General features: G+C 42.2%; 12 protein-coding genes. All 12 read left to right on the forward strand.

Annotation, left to right across the window (positions count from 1 at the left end; translation table 11 throughout):
* Positions 1–17 precede the first annotated feature (17 nt).
* On the forward strand, positions 18–461 hold the full coding sequence (locus G587_RS0118430; RefSeq protein WP_026493445.1) for an SCP2 sterol-binding domain-containing protein: 444 nt from the start codon (positions 18–20) through the stop codon (positions 459–461).
* Between the two features lie 134 nt (positions 462–595).
* Positions 596–1,999, forward strand: coding sequence for an NAD(P)/FAD-dependent oxidoreductase (locus G587_RS0118435; RefSeq protein WP_026493446.1), 1,404 nt, complete (start codon positions 596–598; stop codon positions 1,997–1,999).
* 134 nt (positions 2,000–2,133) lie between these two features.
* Complete coding sequence (locus G587_RS0118440) at positions 2,134–3,186, forward strand: peptidylprolyl isomerase (protein WP_026493447.1); 1,053 nt, start codon at positions 2,134–2,136, stop codon at positions 3,184–3,186.
* Between the two features lie 57 nt (positions 3,187–3,243).
* On the forward strand, positions 3,244–4,275 hold the full coding sequence (locus G587_RS0118445) for a right-handed parallel beta-helix repeat-containing protein (protein WP_026493448.1): 1,032 nt from the start codon (positions 3,244–3,246) through the stop codon (positions 4,273–4,275).
* Positions 4,276–4,295: 20 nt separating this feature from the next.
* Positions 4,296–6,140 (forward strand): diguanylate cyclase domain-containing protein, encoded by a 1,845-nt coding sequence (locus tag G587_RS0118450; RefSeq protein ID WP_026493449.1) that lies wholly within the window; start codon positions 4,296–4,298, stop codon positions 6,138–6,140.
* Positions 6,141–6,323: 183 nt separating this feature from the next.
* Positions 6,324–8,426 carry a molecular chaperone HtpG gene (gene htpG / locus G587_RS0118455; RefSeq protein ID WP_026493450.1) on the forward strand — a complete coding sequence of 701 codons (2,103 nt, stop codon included), beginning with the start codon at positions 6,324–6,326 and terminating at the stop codon, positions 8,424–8,426.
* A gap of 293 nt (positions 8,427–8,719) precedes the next feature.
* Positions 8,720–9,421, forward strand: coding sequence for an ABC transporter ATP-binding protein (locus tag G587_RS0118460; RefSeq protein ID WP_026493451.1), 702 nt, complete (start codon positions 8,720–8,722; stop codon positions 9,419–9,421).
* A gap of 56 nt (positions 9,422–9,477) precedes the next feature.
* Entirely contained in the window at positions 9,478–10,977 is a 1,500-nt protein-coding gene (locus tag G587_RS0118465; protein WP_026493452.1) for an efflux RND transporter periplasmic adaptor subunit, read from the forward strand.
* Between the two features lie 6 nt (positions 10,978–10,983).
* Positions 10,984–12,201: an ABC transporter permease gene (locus G587_RS0118470; protein ID WP_026493453.1), complete on the forward strand. Its 1,218-nt coding sequence runs from the start codon at positions 10,984–10,986 to the stop codon at positions 12,199–12,201.
* A 4-nt stretch (positions 12,202–12,205) separates the two neighbouring features.
* Positions 12,206–13,423: an ABC transporter permease gene (locus tag G587_RS0118475; protein WP_026493454.1), complete on the forward strand. Its 1,218-nt coding sequence runs from the start codon at positions 12,206–12,208 to the stop codon at positions 13,421–13,423.
* A 299-nt stretch (positions 13,424–13,722) separates the two neighbouring features.
* A complete protein-coding gene (locus tag G587_RS0118480; RefSeq protein WP_026493455.1) occupies positions 13,723–14,511 on the forward strand; it encodes a hypothetical protein in 789 nt (262 codons plus the stop codon).
* Between the two features lie 647 nt (positions 14,512–15,158).
* Positions 15,159–15,751, forward strand: a 593-nt coding sequence (locus G587_RS25960) for a hypothetical protein (RefSeq protein WP_035787275.1), incomplete at its 3' end; no start/stop codon positions are given.

Raw genomic sequence — 15,751 nt, forward strand, 5'->3', positions numbered from 1 at the left:
ATGAAGTGGAGGAAAAAATGACTTACGAAGAAGTAGTAGCAAAGGTAAAAGAATCACTTAAGGATGCTGACGTCAGCAACGTTCAGGAGCACGCAGCTTACCAGTTCAATATAACCGGCGAGGGCGAAGGCGCTTTCTATGTTGAAATCGTAGACGGCAAATTAAACGTAGAGCCTTACGAGTACTTCGACCGCGACATTCTTGTTTACACATCAGCAGCTGATCTTTTCGACATTCTGGATGGCAAGACCGATTTCGTTAATGCTAACCTCGCTGGCAAGATCAGTGCAGAAGGTGACCTCAGAAAAGCCGAGCTCTTAAAGGGAGTTGGCAAGAAGACAGAAGCTAAGGAAGCTCCTGCTAAGAAGGCACCTGCCAAGAAGGCGACAGCAGCTAAAAAGCCTGCAGCAAAGAAGACTGCTGCTAAGAAGGCTCCGGCTAAGAAAGCTTCTAAGAAATAATAGCTGGTTAAAAAACTAGATGATCAAACGAACTAATGGCTGCTGCAATTTCTGATTGTAGCAGCCATTTATGCGCATAGCGCACCGGGCAGGATATCCTGTTCGATTTATACAATTTAAAATGAGGTAATCAAATGGCAACAAACAAAGAAGTAGATGTACTGATAATCGGAGCAGGCCCTGGTGGTATTTTCTGCGCTTATGAACTCGCAGAGAAGAGACCTGACCTGAAGGTAATGATTATTGAAAAGGGCAGATCAATTGAAAAGAGACAGTGCCCCAAGAGAACAACCGGAAGATGCATGGGCTGCAAGCCCTGTTCAATCACAACAGGCTTTGCAGGCGCAGGCGCATTTTCAGATGGTAAGCTTTCTCTTTCACCGGATGTAGGAGGAACACTTCCTGATATCCTGGGCTATGATGAGGCAACTGCACTTATCAAGGAGTCTGATGACATATATCTGAAATTCGGTGCGGACACCAGTGTATATGGTGTTGACAAGGCTGAGGAGATCCGCGAGATCAGAAGGAAGGCTATCAATGCCAACCTTAAGCTCGTTGAGTGTCCCATCAGACATCTTGGTACCGAGGAAGGCTACAAGATTTATAAAAAGCTTCAGGAGCACCTTGAATCCAAGGGCGTTGAGCTTATGTTCAATACAATGGTTGAAGAGGTCATCGTCGAGGATGGCGTCTGCAAGGGCGTTAAGATCCATGACGGCAGCGTGATAACAGCGAAGGAGATCGTATCTGCTGTTGGACGTGAGGGAGCTGACTGGTTCCATTCACAGTGTGACAAGATCGGAATAGAGACCAAGCCAGGCACAGTTGACGTCGGTGTTCGTGTGGAAGTAAGAGATGAGGTTATGCAGTTCCTCAATGAGAACCTGTATGAGGCTAAGCTTATTTTCCATACACCTACCTTCGATGATAAGGTTCGTACCTTCTGTACCAATCCTTCAGGAGAGGTCGCTACAGAATATTACGAGGGCGGACTTGCAGTAGTTAACGGTCACGCTTATAAGAGTAAGGAGTACAAGACCAATAACACTAACTTTGCACTTCTTGTGTCCAAGAACTTTACAAAGCCCTTCAAGACACCTATTGAATATGGTAGGAAAATTGCAGAGCTTGCAAACATGCTCTGTGACGGCAAAATCCTTGTTCAGACCTACGGTGACTTTAGAAGAGGCCGCAGAACAACTGATGAGAGACTTGCAAGAAACAACCTCATCCCTACACTTAAGGATGCGGTTCCCGGAGATCTTTCCCTTGTATTCCCTCACAGAATAATGGTGGATCTCGATGAGATGATACAGGCTCTTGATAAGGTTACACCCGGTATCGCTTCTGAGGAGACACTCCTTTACGGTGTTGAGGTTAAGTTCTACTCCAACAAGGTAATCGTTAATAAGGATTTCGAGACCAGCGTTAAGCATCTTCGTGCTATCGGAGACGGCGCAGGTATCACAAGAGGACTTCAGCAGGCCAGCGCAAACGGTCTTAAAGTTGCAAGAAGTATTCTCGCTACTTTATAATAAAATAATTAAAACCCAAAAAAGTCGATCCTATAGGCGTATGCTTATAGGATTGACTTCTTGTGTGTATAAAACAAAGAATGTGGACTAATAGAATGGTGACAGTTTTTTTTACTGAAAAAAGAATACGGAAAATGGCTAAGACCATAGCTGCACTTATGCTTTCTGCTTCAATGGCTTTTTCACTGACCGGATGTGCCAATCTTGAAAATACCAAGATTGTGCTTATTACAGGCTTTACTGAGAACGAGCTTTTCAGAATAGAGGATAAGTCCTGCTCTGAGTCTGAGTTTATGGTATACCTTGTGAATACTCAGAATTCCTATGAGGCAGGCTTTGGAGACGGAATCTGGAACGTAAACATCGGCGATGAGAACATGGAGAGCTATGTTAAGGATAAATGCCTCTCCACGATAGCCCAGGTCAAGGCTATGAATCTTCTGGCTGCCGAGTCCGGAATAGAACTTACGGAGCCTGAGATTTCAAACGCTCATGCTGCAGCCTCCGATTATTATTCATCACTTACGGATGAAGATAAGAAGGCTATGAAGGGCATAAATGAAGAGACTCTCCAGGAGATGTATGTTGAGTATGCAACAGCTGATAAGCTCTATGACTACATTATTAGAGATATCAATCCTGAGATAAGCGACGATGAAGCCAGAACCATAACCGTTGAGCAGATAGTTCTTAACGCATGGGAGCTGGATTCCAAGGGCGACAGAGTTGCACTTGAGGGTGCCCAGAGAGAGGCTGTAAGAAGTAAGGCACAGCAGATTCTGAATCAGCTTAATGAAGGTACGGATTTCAGCGTTTTGATGGAGCAGTACAATGAAGCTGAAGAGGGAACTGTTTCCGTAGGTAAGGGTGATGTAGCACCTGAGATAGAAACTGCAGCCTTCAACCTCGATAACGGTGAAGTCAGCAGTATAATTGAAACAGGCGACACTTATGTTATACTTAAATGTATAAGTACCTTCAACAGAGAAGAGACTGAAGCCAATAAGATCAGAATAGTTGAAGAGAAAAAGCGTGAAGTTTTCGGCGAGCAGTATGATGAGTTCGCTGCAAAGCTTTCAAGGGTTCTTAATGAGGATTTATATAAGAAGATCCACATCTCAGAGACAGTAGATGGAACATCAGTGAACTTTTTTGATGTTTACAGGAACCACTTCGGTGAAAAATAAAATAAAGAAAAGTAATCAATACAATGTAGAAACGCGTAACTTATGGAGGGATTTTTTATGAGGATTTTGGGAAAAGCACTTACATTGTTTATGGCTGCTGCAGTAGCAGTTCCTTCCTTAACTTTAACAGCACCTATGGCTGTTAAGGCTGAGAATGTATATAAGCCTGAGGACTTTGGGGCTGTCGTTAATGATGGAAAGGACGACAGACAGGCTATCAAGGACGCTGCTGATGCTGCAGGTAAGGCCGGTGGCGGAACCGTAGAGTTTAGCTCCGGTCAGTATGATATAGATATTCTCGATTTTGGTGGGACAGGTATTGGTGTTTATGTAGATCAGCCAAATGTTACCTTTAAGCTCACCGGATCGACTGTTTTGAATGTCCTTCCGACATCCCACGGCGAGTTCTGCGCCATTCATGTTAAAGGGAATAATTTCAAGATATTCGGCGGCAAAATTGTCGGTGACAAATCAGATCATAAGGGATCATCAGATGCAGACGGGCACGGAATAGGTGTCATTGACTGTAGCAATGTAGAAATACATGATATGACAATTGAGAATAACTGGGGCGATGGAATATATCTCGGCTCAGCTACTGATGATGGCTCCAATCCCGGATGCAGTCATGTCACCATTACAAACTGTAATGTGAAAAACAACAGAAGAAATAACATTGCGATAGTGGATGCTGACCATGTTGTAATCGATGACTGCAAGATAAGTGGTGCCAGCGGTGCTTCACCCTGCTGTGGAATACTTATCGAGCCTAATACTGATGAGGGCAATATTCCGAAAAAGGCTGTCTGCTCATCTATTCAGATAAAGAACACAACCATTAAATCCAGGAAAAAGCATCAGAAAAACGGAAAGTATTTTGCACTTAACATACTCAATCCCTACTATCAGAAAAACAACAAGGTGGCCGCGAAAAATGTAAAGATAACAAACTGCAAAATTACAGGGGATTGTGGTAATTATTCCGGAAAAAAGGTTATAATTAAGAATACTAAGATTAAAGGAACATTTTACGACCACAAAAAGACTAACGTAAAGAAATGCACTATTAAAAACCATTACAGATTCTGATCGTAATTTTGGAGTGAAACATGATTAATGGCAAAAAACTGGTAGCTTTATGCACATACCGAATTTACGAGTCACAGGTTTTTGGCTTTGTTACTGAGCTTAACAGGCTTCTTCAGGCCAATGACTGTTATCTTTTTATATACACCCTTAATTCCGAGATTGGTAATAGCGGAGATGAATCCGACGAGACTGCAGTTTTTGATCTTGTTCCTTATGATAAGGTTGATGCCGTTGTGATCATGGACGAGAAAATCAAGAGTCGTGAGGTTGTTCAGAAAATTTTGGATAAGGCGGCTTCACATGATGTTCCGGCTATCGTAATTGATGGTGAATATGAGAATGCATCCCTTGTCAGATTCAATTATGCCAAGGGATTTGAAGCTGTGGTTCGTCATGTAATAGAGTTCCATAAGGTTAAGAGACCTCATTTTATGGCAGGAAAAAGGAACAGTCCTTTTTCAAACGAGCGAATCGAGGTATTTAAAAAGGTCATAGAAGAAAACGGCTTCACCTTTGATGACAGCATGGTCAGCTATGGGGATTTCTGGGCAACACCCTCAAGAAAAGCAACCCTTGAGCTTCTGCAAAGACCGCTTCTTCCTGATGCGATCATATGCGCTAATGACATTATGGCCATAAATGTCTGCGATGTTCTACAGATAAAGGGAATCAGAGTTCCGGATGAAGTTATCGTTACCGGCTTTGACGGAGTTGAGGAAGCATTCTGGTCAAAGCCCGGAATCACGACAGCTAAGTGTGACAGCATTGAGCTTGCAGTGACCATAATGGACGTGCTTCTATCTGTGTTCAAGGGACAGAGAAACATTGATAAGTGGATTGATCCCAGCTTTATAGAAAATGATTCCTGCGGATGCCATCACAGTGAGCTTGATCTTTTGGAGGCTGTAAGCGGCCTTAACAACAGATTTTATCATCATCAGGATGACATACATGTTATGCAGGCTATCACTGCCAAGATACTTACAGGTAAGAGCTCGGAGGAGAGCATTAAATATATCAGGAATCCTCTGACTGCATATATGTGCATTGTGATTGAGAAGTCCTGTCTTGACCTTGAAAATAACTTCATTTTTGAGAATATCGAAAAGGGTGAAAAGGTAGTCATTTACGACTGGTATTCCGGAGAGGACACAGTAACTGATTTTAATACTGATGAGATTATTCCACACTTAAATGATGTATTGGATAAGGGTTATCCTCTTATTTTCAATTGCCTTGAGTATATGGGTAAAGCTCCCGGATTTATATGCTATTCGTACCCGAGAGCTGAATTCGTTGATTACTCACTGATGCCGAGCCTTACCTACTATTTGGGAATGGCCTTTGGCGGATACGTTATTAATAAGTACCAGAAGTATCTTCGCGATAAGCTTCAGAGAACCTATCAATATGATGCTCTGACGGGACTATACAACAGACTGGCTTTCCTTGAAAAGTTCGAGGAGGTTCACAGCAATCCTGAGAATCTCGGTAAGAAGGTCACTCTTGTTATGCTGGATTTAAATGGCCTTAAGCAGATTAACGACAGCTTTGGACATCTTGCAGGTGACAATGCTATTGCAACCATCGCAAGAATATTGAAAGAGGAATGTCCGGAGGATGCTCTCTGTGTAAGAGTTGGAGGAGATGAGATGCTTGCACTTATTCTGGGAGAATGTGACTGGGATTCCATGGAGGCAGCTATGATTGGAAAGATGGAAGAGGCTACGAAAAAGCTTGGCTACACGGTTTCAGCAAGTATGGGTATAGCTACAACAGTCATGGATGATGACATCAACCTCGACAGGATCATTGCATTGGCTGATGAAGAGATGTACAAGATGAAGCGAAATAAATGGAAATAAGAAAATAATCATTGTTAGCACTCATTTATAATGAGTGCTAATTTTTTGTTGACTTTTGCCTTCAGCAGTTTTAAACTCATATTTGTGGGTATTCTATGTTTAGTAGAACAGAACCACCAGGTTAAATAATTACGCGGTTGAGATATTTTTATGTAAATCCGCGATAGTAATGGAGGCAATACAATGGAGAAAAAAGGTAATCTTTCAATTAACAGCGAGAATATGTTCCCGATTATCAAGAAGTGGCTGTATTCAGATCACGACATATTCTATCGTGAGGTGATTTCCAATGCCTGTGATGCCATCACAAAGATCAAGAAGATGGACATGATGGGTGAGTATACACTTCCCGATGGCTTCAAGCCCCGTGTGGACGTAGTTCTCAACGATAAGGATAAGACTATCAAGATCATAGATAACGGTATCGGTATGACAGCCGAGGAGGTTGAGGAGTACATCAACCAGGTAGCTTTTTCAGGTGCTACAGACTTCCTTAACAAGTATAAGGATAAGGCAAATGCTGACCAAATTATTGGACACTTCGGACTTGGTTTCTATTCAACATTTATGGTATCCGATTATGTAGATATCGATACACTTTCATATAAATCCGATGCAGCTTCAGTTCACTGGACCTGTGATGGCGGCTCTGATTTTGAGATGTCAGACGGAGATAAGAAGGAAATTGGAACAACTATCACACTTCATCTTTCAGATGACTGCCTTGAGTTCTGCAACGAGTACAAAGCTCGCGAAGTAATCGAGAAGTACTGCTCATTCATGCCCTATGAGATCTATCTCTCAAGAGAGAATGAGGAAGGCACAGAGACCATAAAGGAATCTGAGAAGCGCGATGATGATATCGTTATAGAAGTGATCGAGCCTGAGAAGAAGGACGATGCTAACGCTGAGAATTCCGAGGAGAAGAAGGAAGAGGAGAAGAAGCTCAAGATCAAGAGAAGACCTCAGCTTCTCAATGATACACATCCTCTCTGGGGTAAGACTCCCAAGGACTGCACAGATGATGAGTACAAGGAGTTCTACAGAAAGGTATTCCGCGATTACAAGGAGCCTCTTTTCTGGATTCACCTTAACATGGATTATCCCTTCAACTTAAAGGGTATCCTTTACTTCCCTAAGATCAACATGGAGTTTGAGTCAGCAGAGGGCGTTATCAAGCTTTATAACAACCAGGTATTCATCGCTGACAACATCAAGGAAGTTATTCCTGAATACCTCATGCTCCTTAAGGGCGTTATAGACTGTCCTGATCTTCCTCTTAACGTATCAAGAAGTGCTCTTCAGAACGACGGATTTGTTAAGAAGATTTCAGACTACATCTCTAAGAAGGTAGCTGAGAAGCTCGCCGGACTCTGCAAGACAGATAAGGAAAATTACGATAAGTACTGGGAGGATATTTCTCCCTTCATCAAGTATGGTTGCCTCAAGGACGACAAGTTCTGCGAGAAGATGAACGACTACATCCTCTTTAAGAATCTTGATGGCAAATACCTCACACTTCCCGAGGCACTCCAGATCAACAAGGAGGCAGAGGAAGCTGCTGCAGCTGAGGAAGCTAAGGATGAGAACGGCAACACAGTTGAGGCAGAGGTTGTTGACGAGAACGGCCAGTCTGATGCTGATAAGAAGGAAGAGGAGAAAGAGGAGAAAGAGCCCCGCACTATCTACTATGTAACAGATGAGCAGCAGCAGAGCCAGTACATCAACATGTTCAAGGCTCAGAAGATGGACGCTTTCATTTTGAACCACAACATAGATGTACCCTTCATCCAGCAGCTTGAGTCCAAGAATCAGGATATCCGCTTCCAGAGAATTGATGCGGACCTTACAGATACCTTCAAGAGCAAGACCTCCAAGAAGGCTGAGAAGGAATTCGAGGAGATTGAGAAGAACATCGGTGAGAAGATGAAGAAGGCTCTTAAGAACGAGCAGCTTGTTGTTAAGGTTGAGAAGCTCAAGGATAAGAAGATTTCTTCAATGCTTACAGTATCTGAGGATACACGCCGTATGCAGGATATGATGAAGATGTATGCTGCTAACGGAATGATGATGGGCGACCTTGGAATGGGTGGACAGACTCTCATCCTCAATGCTAATCATCCTCTTGTTAAGTACGTTATGGATAATCAGGACAGTGACAATGTGAGCACAATCTGCGAGCAGCTCTATGATCTTGCGCGTATCCAGAACGCACCTCTTGATGCAGCTTCCATGACAAAGTTTGTTCAGAGAAGCAACGACATCATGATGCTTCTTGCGAAATAAGAAAAATAATGTAATGCAGTGTGAAAAAGACCATTTTCCGTGTGAAAGTGGTCTTTTATTTTTGCCAATGATAAATTTAATTTGCCAAATGAGGAAATTAAAAAACTTAAGATTTAATGAAGACATCTTGTTTTATTAATCGTTATATAATATGGTACTAAATGTACGCAAATTCGTAAATTATTGAAATAGGGGAGCTGGGGACCGTTCGAAGTTGCGAAGCAGCGAGTTACGGACCCCGTATCCGACCGGACTTAGTCAGATATAAACTGGCATATAAAGAGGAGGAAATCATGTCTGCACTAGTCGAAGTTAAAGACATCTGTAAGATATACAACCCGGGGGAGAATGAGGTCAGGGCTCTTGATCATGTGAGCCTTACAATTGATGAAGGGGAATTCGTGGCCATAATCGGTCAGTCAGGTTCAGGAAAATCCACACTTATGAATATGCTTGGGTGTCTTGATACGCCCACCAGTGGCAAGTATATGCTGCATGGAATGGATGTGTCCCACATGACTGATGATCAGCAGTCTGATGTCAGGAACAGGGAAATAGGATTCATTTTCCAGGGCTTCAATCTGATACAGTCACTTACTGCTCTTGAGAATGTTGAGCTACCGCTCATGTACAGAGGAGTTGCCAAGAAAAAAAGAAGAGAACTGTCCAAGGCAGCTCTGCAGCATGTAGGGCTGGGGAAAAGAATGACTCATAAGCCATCGGAGCTATCAGGTGGTCAGCAGCAGAGAGTTGCGATTGCAAGAGCAATAGCTCAGGCACCGCCGATACTTCTCGCGGACGAGCCCACAGGTAACCTTGATAGCGGATCCAGCAGGGAGATCATTGAAACGATCAAGAAGCTTTATGCTGAAGGACGAACAGTAATACTGATTACTCATGATCCGGGAATAGCCAAGCAGGCAAAGCGCATCATAACAATAAGTGATGGCAAGATTGCCAAGGATGAGATTAACCCGGATTTTAAAGAGCTATAAATTTTTTAAGTGATAAGGTGGCATGAATCACCGGATGAGGATAAACAGGAGGAAGTATGAAATTATTTGGTAAGAAAAAGGCGGAGAATATTGAAGCAACAGAGACAACTGAAAGCTATACACCCGGTAAGAAGAAAAAGGGCTATGTAAAGTTTATAGTGCTTGGATTTGTTGTCTTTATTATTGGCTTTACGGTTTTCAATAATGTGAAGGCAAAGAATGCACCTATGCCTGTGACGACAACTCAGGTTACGAAGGGTGATATCGAGGCTATAGTGTCAATAAGTGGTAATGTGGCTTCAGATGAGACAAAGACCTACTATGCAAAGGTATCAGCACCTATCGGAGCGCTGGCACTTGCTGAGGGCGACAGAGTAAATAAGGGTGATGTGATCTACACCTATGATGAGGCTGACCTTGAAAGAGCAAAGAAAGAGGCTGAGCTCAATCTTCAGCAGGCTAACGGTAACTACAACGGAAGCATTGAGAAAAACAACAAGGCAACGGATGTACTTGAAGGCAGAAGCATTCACGACATAAACACTCGTCTTGATGAGATCACTGCTGAGATCGATGCCCTTAACGATAAGATCACAGAGAAGAACAACAGAATGAATCAGACACTTACTGATCTTCAGAAGACAAGCCAGGATGTTGACCAGAACGGATATGCAGACAGCTATGATGCACAGCAGAAGAACGGCGCACCTGATGAGAGAATGACAGAGGATGGTGAGACACAGATGTCTCTCGAAATTCAGAATGCAATCGCTGATGTTCAGTATGCTATAAATAACGATTCTGAGATTCAGGAGTGGAACAGACAGATAAACGCTCTTAATGAGGAGAAGCAGGATCTTGCAGAGCAGTCATCTGCAGAGCTTGGAGCGCTTACAGCAGGCGAGAAGAGTTCCCTTGCAGCAGCAAGAGAGCTTACAGAGCTTGAGAGCAATAATACGATCGCAGATATCGAAGAAGCAGAGGAAGGCGTAAAGGCTGATTTTTCAGGTGTTATCACAGAGCTCGATGCGTCAGAGGGAGCAACTGTTGCACCCGGAACCAAGATCATGACAATCGAGAGCACTGATGATGTGAGAGTTGATATTCAGATTTCAAAGTCTGACCTTAGTAAGATCAAGGTAGGACAGAAGGTAGATGTCACTGTAAACGGAAAAGAGTACGAGGGTGAGGTTACTCAGATTGCAGGAACTGCAAAGAACAATGCAAGTGGCGTTCCTGTTGTAGATGGCAAGATCAAGATCAAGAACCCTGATGATGGCATAATCCTTGGCGTTGAAGCAGGTAACAAGATCCACACAGATAAGGCAGAGGGAGTGGTAGTTCTTCCCTATGAGTATATCGGAACTGATGCAGACGGCGATTTTGTATTTGTAATTGAAAATGGAATCCTCACAAGAAAGCCTGTAACTCTCGGACTTACAACAAGCACTGATGCTGAGATCAAGGAAGGCTTAAGTGAAGGCGATACTATTGTCACAACAGATCCAACAACTCTTATCGAGGGAACCAAGGTAACCGGTGTTAGTCTGGAGTGATAGTCTATGGACACAATTTTAGAATACTTAGAGAGTGCAATTAAAAATATCCTCAGTAATAAGATGCGTACAGCTCTTACAATGCTGGGAATCATAATAGGCATTGCTTCGGTTATAGCTGCGCTTACAATCGGTAATGGAATGGCGAGCTATGTGTCGGATGAAGTTAACGCCATTGGAGGTAATGTCGCTGAGATTTATCTGGACAGCTCAGTTGCAGAAAGAGGAATCACAGATGATGACCTGAAGGAGATAAAGGAGAATTTTCCGGGCCTGACAGGAGCTACATATTATGAGCAGGATTTTGGAATAGCAGCAGGAAGCAGAGAAACAGTCGATGTGCTTTTAACTGCTGCAGGTGCTGATTACCAGTATTCCACTGTGACCAAGCTGGAAAAGGGTCAGTATTTTACCGATGATCAGGTGGAGCAGGGAGCTAAGGTCTGCGTATTGATGGAAAATGATGCCGTTCATCTTTTTGGAACAGCGGATGCCATCGGTAGAACCTTCGAGTTAACGATCGGAGGTACTTCAGTTGAACTTGAGGTTATTGGAATCAGGGAAAACTGGAGTGAGATGATCACAAAGATGATGGAGATGGAAATGGAAAGTTATACGGCGATGATAGAGATCCCGATAACTACTTATGGCAAGGCTTTTAATAAGGACATCTCTGAATCAAACAGTATGGAAATCTACTGGGGGAATGATCAGTCCGAGGACATAATAAAGAGCGTTGTGCGTTTTACGGAAAACAAGCTGGATCTCAGAGGCAGAGACGCTGTCTACTATATGAGTATGTCTGATGTATCATCTGAGGTTGATTCCATTATGGGAGCGATCACCGCATTTATTTCACTTGTCGCAGCTATATCCCTTCTGGTTGGCGGTATAGGTGTTATGAATATCATGCTGGTTACGGTTACAGAGAGGACCAGAGAGATAGGAATACGTAAGTCTATCGGAGCTAGAACCAGAGCGATAATGATTCAGTTCCTTGCAGAGTCTGCAATCATTTCTCTTATGGGAGGAATTGTAGGAATCCTGGTAGGAATAGCAGGTGCATACGTGGGCTGCATTGTGCTTGATTTAAAGCCGGTTTTTGATCCCAGCACTATTATTGGCGCAACACTTTTCTCAATGATGATCGGAATTTTCTTTGGAATATATCCGGCAAGAAAAGCGGCCAAACTCAAGCCTATTGACGCACTTGTAAGGAAGTAAAAATATGGAATACATAAAAAGCGCATTTTCCAGCATAAAACAGAATAAAGGCAGAACTCTGCTTACAATGCTCGGCATAATAATTGGAATTTCCTCTGTTATTACAATCCTGTCCATAGGCGATGGAATGAAACACTATGTGAACAGCAGCCTTGATGAGATTTCTCAGAGCGGGGTAGTAATAAATATTGATCCTAAGAAAACAGACAGATATTTAAATCCTGAGGACCTTCAAAAGATAAAGGAAGCTATTCCGGAAGTGCTTGGAATAACCATGTATATTGATTCAGCAGGAACCTACAATGATGGCCAGCAGGACAGAAACATGGGTGTATATGGCGGAACAGCCGACATATCCCGTGATGAAAAAAATGGCATGTACATGGGCAGATTTTTCAGAGATGATGAGGCTGAGGCCGGCACACAGGTAGGCGTGTTAACACAGGCGGATGCTCTCCTCTTATTTGGAACGGATGATGTCATTGACAGAACATTTACTCTTAATATGGGATCAAAAAGCGCGGACATCACTATAATCGGCGTACTTAAGAGTGAAGAAAATGACATGCTTGCTGCCAGGGATGCAATAAGGCGAAAAGAGCAGGCGTATTATTACTGCGGAATCTATGTTCCCTACGCTCTTTTAACAGGTAAATTCGGGCTTAGTGGAGATAAGATAACAAGTTTCAAGACATATGCCAGCCCCGGAACTGCAGATGAGACAGCACTTAAAGTAAAGAGTATTACGGAAAATATGCTGGAGCTAAGAGGCGAAGGCGCTGTAAGCATTCAGTCCTTTGCCAGCATGGCAGGAACATATACCAGCATATTAAATGTGGTCACTCTGGTAGTTGCCCTTATTGCGGCGATATCTCTGGTTGTTGGCGGAATCGGTGTTATGAACATCATGACGGTTACTGTGGCTGAGAGAACCAGAGAGATTGGTATAAGGAAATCCCTTGGCGCAAGAACTTCCTATATTCTGCTGCAGTTCCTTACTGAATCAGCAGTTATTACTCTGATCGGCGGTATTATAGGTATGCTTATGGGGTATTTATTTACAAAGATAGCTGAGAATTTCATGCCATTTCCTCCGTTTATCAGCATCACAAACGTAGCGCTGGTTGTGACTATATCTATCGCAGATGGCCTGTTTTTCGGCATTTATCCTGCCAGAAGGGCTGCAAAAATGGATCCGATTGATGCATTAAGACAGGAGTAAATTATAAACAAAAAATAAAAACAAGGGCATTTTACGACTTTTATGATTGGATTTTGAAATGTGCTTAAGGCCAGTATTTATGGGTGTTTGATGACTGAAAAATAGAACCGGGAATTAATAAAAAATCATAAAATGTTCAAATTTTGTTGACACAATGGACAAATATGATTATACTCAAAAACATCAAAGGTAATCACCGCGACGACAACAAACAAAACATCAGTCACGGAGGTTAACAAAACACAAAACTCGTAACATAAGGTTACGAAAAATGTCACCCATAAAGGAGGGTTAATTCTATGAGGATTTTTGAGAAGATTTCAAGACGTTTAGCAATTACATTAGCAGGTGTTATGGCTTGCTCATCATTCGCAGTAGCACCTGCAATTACAGCTTATGCAGCTGATGCAACTGATGCAGATGTTTATATTAACGAAGAAGCAACAGCTGTCAAGCTTGTGAATGATGCTGATTATACCGCTGAAGCTGAGGTTAAATTTGGTGGTGAGAATACTAAATATTATGAGTTTCACTCAGATATCGATGGAAAGCTCAGAGTAACAGTTAAGGCTACTGACACAATTAAGGATTTCAAGGTTGGTATCTGGAAGAAGGGTGAAAAGAATTTCCTTTCAGATGAAGACACAAAGGATCTTGCAAAGGATAAGACATATGAGAAGGAACTTAACGTAAAGGCCGGAGATTACAGAATCTGTATCGCCAATAATAGTGGCGAAGCTACAGCTAAATTCCAGATTAAGGCTGCAGTTCTTACAGACAAGACAACAAAGATCCGCAACGCTGAGTCACCTGCAAAGAAGACAGCAAAGGTTACAATTAAGAAGGCAAAGAAGGTTGATGGATACGAAGTAAGATTCTCAACAAGCAAAGACTTCGACAAGAACGTTAAGACAAAGAGCGTAAAGGCTAAGAAGATTGAGTTCAAGGATAAGAAGGGCACAATCGAGAAGAGCGGCCTTAAGAGCGGCAAGAAGTACTACGTTCAGGTAAGAACATACGTTAAAGAGAATGGCGTTAAGTACTACTCAGACTGGTCAAAGTCAAAGAAGATTGCTAAGGTTAAATAATATAACCTGAAATGCCATATACGGAGCCATCCACTGCAACAGTGGGTGGCTCTTTTTCGTGGTTTTCTATTGGTTTTCCTTTTGGGGGAATAAGTGGTGTTACGTCTATCCGCGAAGAAATAAGTTAAATGGTGTATGTTGCGTTATGGAGGAAATTTCAAGTCGAACCGGGGGAAGGGAATTTGTACCAGTTGACTGAACAGACATAGACGATTAAATTGACAGGTCAATCGGAAATAAGAATTGTACTCGGATAGGTGTATAGTATATACGGAGGTTATCGGTGCTGTGCAGTCAATTATTTGAATTGTTCGCGGATAGACGTAACGGCTGCATGGAGGATACTTCCGCAGGTGGATCGACCAGCCCATATTTATATAAATAGACGTAACTCCATTTTTGAACATGGTTCCACAGATGAATCGGAATAGGGGGATCTGTTCAAATAGACTGAACGCATCATCATATATGAATTAAATCCAAAATATTTATAGTAAAATAATGTATAAAAATGTCGAAATCTAATAAAATCATAAAACAGCTACAAAATGTTGACAGTATAGTCGAATATGATTATACTCAAAATCATCACAGGTAATCACTGCGATTACCAAAAGTTTTCTAACCTTGTCAAGGAGGGTTATTCTATGAGGATTTTTGAGAAGATTTCAAGACGTTTAGCAATCACATTAGCAGGTGTTATGGCTTGCTCATCATTTGCAATTGCACCTGCACTTACAGCTTACGCAGCTGATAGACCTTCAGATGAAGAGATAATTAAGAAAATCGATACAGCAGAACCTACCAAGCTGGTAAACGATGCTGATTATACATCTGAGGTTAAGCTTGAAGGTGATAACAAGAGACAGACTTACATTATTCACTCAGATATCGACGGAAAGCTGAGAGTAACTGTTAAAGCTACAGATACAATTAAAGGCGCCATTGCTGATATTTATAAATCCGGCGAAATTAAATTTCTTTCAACTGAAGAAGTAAATATTGATAAGGATAAGACCTACGTAAAGGAACTGGATGTAAAGAAGGGTGATTATAAGATCAACATCTATATAGGCGACAACCGTGAAAACGTAGTTAAGTTCCAGATCAAGGCAGAAGTTCTTACAGACAAGACAACTAAGATCCGCAATGCTGAGTCACCTGCTAAGAAGACAGCAAAGGTTACAATTAAGAAGGCAAAGAAGGTTGATGGATACGAAGTAAGATTCTCAACAAGCAA

It is taken from the genome of Butyrivibrio sp. XPD2002, from assembly GCF_000423945.1.
Lineage (GTDB): Bacteria > Bacillota > Clostridia > Lachnospirales > Lachnospiraceae > Butyrivibrio.

Bases quoted from the DNA above. Each gene is read 5' to 3' on its own strand.
- G587_RS0118430 (WP_026493445.1), top strand. From the start codon at position 18: ATGACTTACGAAGAAGTAGTAGCAAAGGTAAAAGAATCACTTAAGGAT.
- G587_RS0118435 (WP_026493446.1), top strand. From the start codon at position 596: ATGGCAACAAACAAAGAAGTAGATGTACTGATAATCGGAGCAGGCCCT.
- G587_RS0118440 (WP_026493447.1), top strand. From the start codon at position 2,134: ATGGCTAAGACCATAGCTGCACTTATGCTTTCTGCTTCAATGGCTTTT.
- G587_RS0118445 (WP_026493448.1), top strand. From the start codon at position 3,244: ATGAGGATTTTGGGAAAAGCACTTACATTGTTTATGGCTGCTGCAGTA.
- G587_RS0118450 (WP_026493449.1), top strand. From the start codon at position 4,296: ATGATTAATGGCAAAAAACTGGTAGCTTTATGCACATACCGAATTTAC.
- htpG (WP_026493450.1), top strand. From the start codon at position 6,324: ATGGAGAAAAAAGGTAATCTTTCAATTAACAGCGAGAATATGTTCCCG.
- G587_RS0118460 (WP_026493451.1), top strand. From the start codon at position 8,720: ATGTCTGCACTAGTCGAAGTTAAAGACATCTGTAAGATATACAACCCG.
- G587_RS0118465 (WP_026493452.1), top strand. From the start codon at position 9,478: ATGAAATTATTTGGTAAGAAAAAGGCGGAGAATATTGAAGCAACAGAG.
- G587_RS0118470 (WP_026493453.1), top strand. From the start codon at position 10,984: ATGGACACAATTTTAGAATACTTAGAGAGTGCAATTAAAAATATCCTC.
- G587_RS0118475 (WP_026493454.1), top strand. From the start codon at position 12,206: ATGGAATACATAAAAAGCGCATTTTCCAGCATAAAACAGAATAAAGGC.
- G587_RS0118480 (WP_026493455.1), top strand. From the start codon at position 13,723: ATGAGGATTTTTGAGAAGATTTCAAGACGTTTAGCAATTACATTAGCA.